The sequence below is a fragment of the Streptococcus varani genome (assembly GCF_001375655.1).
Lineage (GTDB): Bacteria > Bacillota > Bacilli > Lactobacillales > Streptococcaceae > Streptococcus > Streptococcus varani.
The window spans coordinates 1-4,131 of record NZ_CTEN01000011.1; the positions used below are offsets into that span (position 1 = coordinate 1).

6 protein-coding genes are annotated in these 4,131 nt (G+C 36.3%); 5 read left to right on the forward strand and 1 reads right to left on the reverse strand.

Annotation, left to right across the window (positions count from 1 at the left end; translation table 11 throughout):
• The first annotated feature begins 76 nt into the window (after positions 1-76).
• The 4 genes from BN1356_RS12340 to BN1356_RS12355 all read left to right on the forward strand — a co-directional run bounded on the left by BN1356_RS12340 (position 77) and on the right by BN1356_RS12355 (position 1,809).
• A complete protein-coding gene (locus BN1356_RS12340; protein ID WP_012477809.1) occupies positions 77-325 on the forward strand; it encodes a type II toxin-antitoxin system Phd/YefM family antitoxin in 249 nt (82 codons plus the stop codon).
• On the forward strand, positions 325-642 hold the full coding sequence (locus BN1356_RS12345; protein ID WP_093651657.1) for a type II toxin-antitoxin system RelE/ParE family toxin: 318 nt from the start codon (positions 325-327) through the stop codon (positions 640-642). Before BN1356_RS12340 ends, BN1356_RS12345 begins: the two co-directional genes overlap by 1 nt.
• A gap of 294 nt (positions 643-936) precedes the next feature.
• The gene (gene copA / locus BN1356_RS12350) at positions 937-1,074 is read left to right on the forward strand and encodes a plasmid copy number transcriptional regulator CopA (RefSeq protein WP_093651658.1); all 138 of its coding nucleotides are present in this window, start codon (positions 937-939) and stop codon (positions 1,072-1,074) included.
• Between the two features lie 60 nt (positions 1,075-1,134).
• Complete coding sequence (locus BN1356_RS12355; RefSeq protein WP_093651659.1) at positions 1,135-1,809, forward strand: replication protein; 675 nt, start codon at positions 1,135-1,137, stop codon at positions 1,807-1,809.
• Between the two features lie 328 nt (positions 1,810-2,137).
• Here BN1356_RS12355 and BN1356_RS12360 read toward each other — a convergent pair whose 3' ends face one another.
• Complete coding sequence (locus tag BN1356_RS12360) at positions 2,138-2,656, reverse strand: hypothetical protein (RefSeq protein ID WP_093651660.1); 519 nt, start codon at positions 2,654-2,656, stop codon at positions 2,138-2,140.
• A 737-nt stretch (positions 2,657-3,393) separates the two neighbouring features.
• On the opposite strand from BN1356_RS12360, the gene BN1356_RS12365 reads away from it, so the two are divergent.
• Positions 3,394-3,675, forward strand: a complete 282-nt coding sequence (locus BN1356_RS12365) for a hypothetical protein (RefSeq protein ID WP_093651661.1) — start codon at positions 3,394-3,396, stop codon at positions 3,673-3,675.
• The last annotated feature ends 456 nt before the right edge of the window (positions 3,676-4,131 follow it).

Below are 4,131 nucleotides of genomic sequence, written 5' to 3' on the forward strand. Positions count from 1 at the left end.
AATAAAGCAAGCGGACTTGAAGAAAAATCTATCAAGTGGTAGAATTAAGTAAAATATTAAGTAAATGGGTGAGGCTATGGAAAATATTGTCCCTGTATCAGATATGCGTTATTATAATCAAACGCTGAGTGATGTGTCTGTTGGTTCTCAAGTTATTTTGACCCGTAACGGGAAAGCTGAATATGCGGTAGTCGATATCGAAGAATGGAGACGTACGAAAGCAACACTACGCTTGTTTGAGGAATTGCAAAAGGGCTATCGCTCTCTAGCAAATGAAAAGACTTATACTCCAGACGAGCTTGCAGAACGACTAGGGGTGGACTGATGAGTTATAAAGTGATAACTTCGAGTGAAACGGTCCGAGATATTGAGGAAGCTGTTTTTTACAAAGAGGGTCTGGGAGTTTATCCGGAAAATGTCGTAAATTTCAAGCAAGCTGTCGTTTCAACTATCCGAAAGTTAGTGGATTCACCCAAGATTGGAGCTAATTTGTCAGCAAGAATTGACGAAGAAACCGAGATTAAATATAGCGTGATTGATGACTATATTCTGTTTTACGAAATTGAAGCTGATACCGTTAAGGTCTTGCGATTGTTGCCGGCTAAAACTAACTGGATGAACACGATTCTGAAATACCTGTGATATAAAAAAGACCTTTAACAGGTCTTTTTTATATTTTGGGGAGGGAGGACTTAGGGGATTTTTCTATCGAAAAATCAAAAATCTGGGGGGCTACTACGACCCCCCTTTTAAGTGCCGAGTGCCAAATCAAGAAAAAAAGCGCCTTGAGACCAGTTTTATCAAGGGTTTAGCTTATGCTACACTTTGGCGACATTTTGGCGACATTTTTGGCGAAAAAAATAAAAAAATACGATAAACGTTGCAATGAATGCACAGTTGTGCTATTATGGTTTTATAAAATTTGAGAGGTGACTCATGAAAAAAAGATTAACGATAACACTCAGTGAATCGGTGCTTGAAAATCTTGAAAAAATGGCAAAAGATATGGGGTTGTCAAAATCTGCAATGATTTCTGTCGCCTTGGAAAATTACAAGAAAGGTCAAGTAAAATAAAAAAAGCCGCGCTGGCCGGCACGGGCTTTGGTTATATTATACTTGGGTATATTATACTTTATGACTAAAGAAAAAGCAAGATACTTTACTTTTTTGCTCTATCCTGAATCAATTCCAAGTGATTGGGAATTGAAGTTGGAATTGCTGGGCGTTCCTATTGCGGTCAGTCCACTGCATGATAAAGATTTGAGCGATGTTGAGGGGCAGGAATATAAAAAAACGCACTATCATGTGATTTACGTTTCAAAAAATCCAGTTACAGCAGACAGTGTCAGATTAAAGATTAAGAGGTCGCTTGGAGATAGTAGCGTGGCTCTAGTTCAGATAATTAGAACTAGCATTGAGAACACGTATTTGTATCTTACACATGAATCAAAAGACGCTATCGAAAAGAAAAAGCACGTCTATGATAAGGCTGATATAACTTTGCTTAGTAATTTTGATATAGACCGTTATATAACGCTTGACGTTGAGGAAAAAGACGATATGCTTAATGAGGTTTGCGACCTTATTGATGAGTATGATATTGCAAATATGCGAGAGTTAAGACGGTTTATTAAATTACATGGGACTGAGCATGGGTTACCTAGTATTAAAATAATAAACTCGGTTTTGCGGTCACATACAGGGTTGATACGGTTATATTTTGACGCTGTATATCAAGAACGTAAGTATGGTAGCAATATCGTTAATGTCAATCCTGAGACGGGCGAGATTTTGAGTGAGGATAAATAGAAAAAACTGTCTTTAAAGACAGTTTTTTCTATTTATATAAGTCATATAATTTTAGGATAACACTTCCGAATCCTAGAGAAGCTAGAGTTAATAATGTGATATTGTGAAATGTCAAAGTAATATTTTTTAGTAATAGTATCAAAATTAGAAACACTATTGGATATATTATGTATTTAAGCCCACGCATGACTAATATGAATGAAAAGCAAAGTATCCCTGCGATCAAAGAACTTATAATTTCATGATATTTAACGAAATAATAAGTTGAAACTCCTAAAGAGGTTGCTAAATTGAGATAAACTAAAATTTTCTTTGGTATTTTCATAAATTAAAACCACATACAGCGTCCGAAGCTCCAAATTAATGAAGCAGCAACTGCCACGGGAACTAAATTTTTGAATGCATATTTAGCAACTAATTTTGCAATTTCTGCAGAAGCTTTTCGTTGTAATAATCCAACTATTCCACCGTTAATTAATCCGGTAACAGCTGAAACACCTAATGTATCTTGGATAGCTACAACTGCACAATGTCCTGCACTAGCTCGAAGGGTCTTTTCATAAAATATTGTTTTTTCTAATTGTTGAAGTTCTGGAGTAACACCATATTTAGCATAAATAACATCGAAGTTAATATCTTTTACATATCCATTTGAATCATAAGTAACAGCATTGTTGAACATGAATTCTAAAGCGTTAGTTAATTCCTGTTCTTGGACAGTGTAATCAACTTGTGATACTGATTCTTTTTGGTTTGCAAATACTTTAACTGATGAAAAAGAAGAAAGTGATACGGAGCCAAGAGTTAAAACAACTAAAAATAAAGTAATTAGTTTTTTAAATTTCATAGATACCTCCTGAAGTTTTTTTATGTTTTCGCTTGAACTATATCGAAAAAACAATTAAAATTCAAGTCTGTTTTTGAAAACGTTTTTATGATATAATGGAATTCTATATTTATAACGAGCGAGTCTTTTCTTGAGTTCGCTTTTTGTCCGACAATAGCGAAGCGGTCGGACGGTCACTTTCAAAAACATCCTTGCGGTTCGAGGATGTTTTTTTGTTATCTCGTCACTTTTCCTTTGTGGCGAGTAGGCTGTCTGGCAAGACCCTTCGGAGAACGCACATTTACGAATTAAAGTATAGTCCGTTATTATACTTTACATGGAAGTAGTGCCGAAAAATAGGTTAAACTACTAGATGTGATGTTAAATATTTTGGCGAGCAATAGACTTTGTCGGCTCGCCAGTCAGTCGTGACTTGACTGACTCCTTAGGAAGTATGTTTTAGTGTGTGAGGTGGTTAGTTAAGAAGTAGTCAAAAGTAGGCGCAGTCGAGAAAATTGGGGATACAGGAAACGTTGATATTATCAACATATCACGGCACGTGATATCAGTTTCCCTTATGCTCTTTTCAAGGTCTAAAGGGGAAATTTACTGATGAGGAAAAATAAGGGGTTTGGGTTCTCCCAAAAATCAGCTTTTAGTTCAAAATTGATGAAGCATGTGATAAACTTACTGGTAAGTGTGGTCACACATGCTACGCTTTCCGGAAGAAAAATAAGCAGATAAGGAGCTAAAACAAGATGTCAGATTGGAAAACACTAAAAGAGGTTGCAGAAGAGTTAGGGATTTCAAAAGACCTGGTAAAATATCATCGCAAAAATTTAGGATTGTTCCAGATGGAAAAGGTGGATGGTGTTTACCGGATTTCATCGTCTGGTATAGAGGAAATACGATCACGCTTGCGAAAAGAAAGTTATGACGCGACGTTTGAAGAAAAGGTGTTGCGCCGTTTGCGGATGATAGAACAGCAACAAGAATTGATGTACAATCTTTTGCTCGAGACACTAAGCGAACGTAGATAGCTCTCAGAATCTCATATTTGCGTTCTAAGGCGTTTAAAAACGTTTTGGATATAATTATATCGATTTGAACAAAAACGTCTTAGAAATGGAATTAGAGGCATTTAGAGTAATGTGCGATTCTTAGCTACTAATTTTGGGGAATAAGTAAAACCCGCAAAGTGCCATAACATAATTATATCTATGATAGTGAGCGATTTATGCCGTGAAAGCTAATTGACAATAAGCTAGGTCAAGTTAGACTGGAGCAGGCGGTTGGTCAGAACGAAGTTCGGCCGAGCGACAAACCAAAGGCTAACGACCTAGGATACTTGTTGTCAATTAGACCATGGAATAAAGCAAGCGGACTTGAAGAAAAATCTATCAAGTGGTAGAATTAAGTAAAATATTAAGTAAATGGGTGAGGCTATGGAAAATATTGTCCCTGTATCAGATATGCGTTATTATAATCAAACGCTG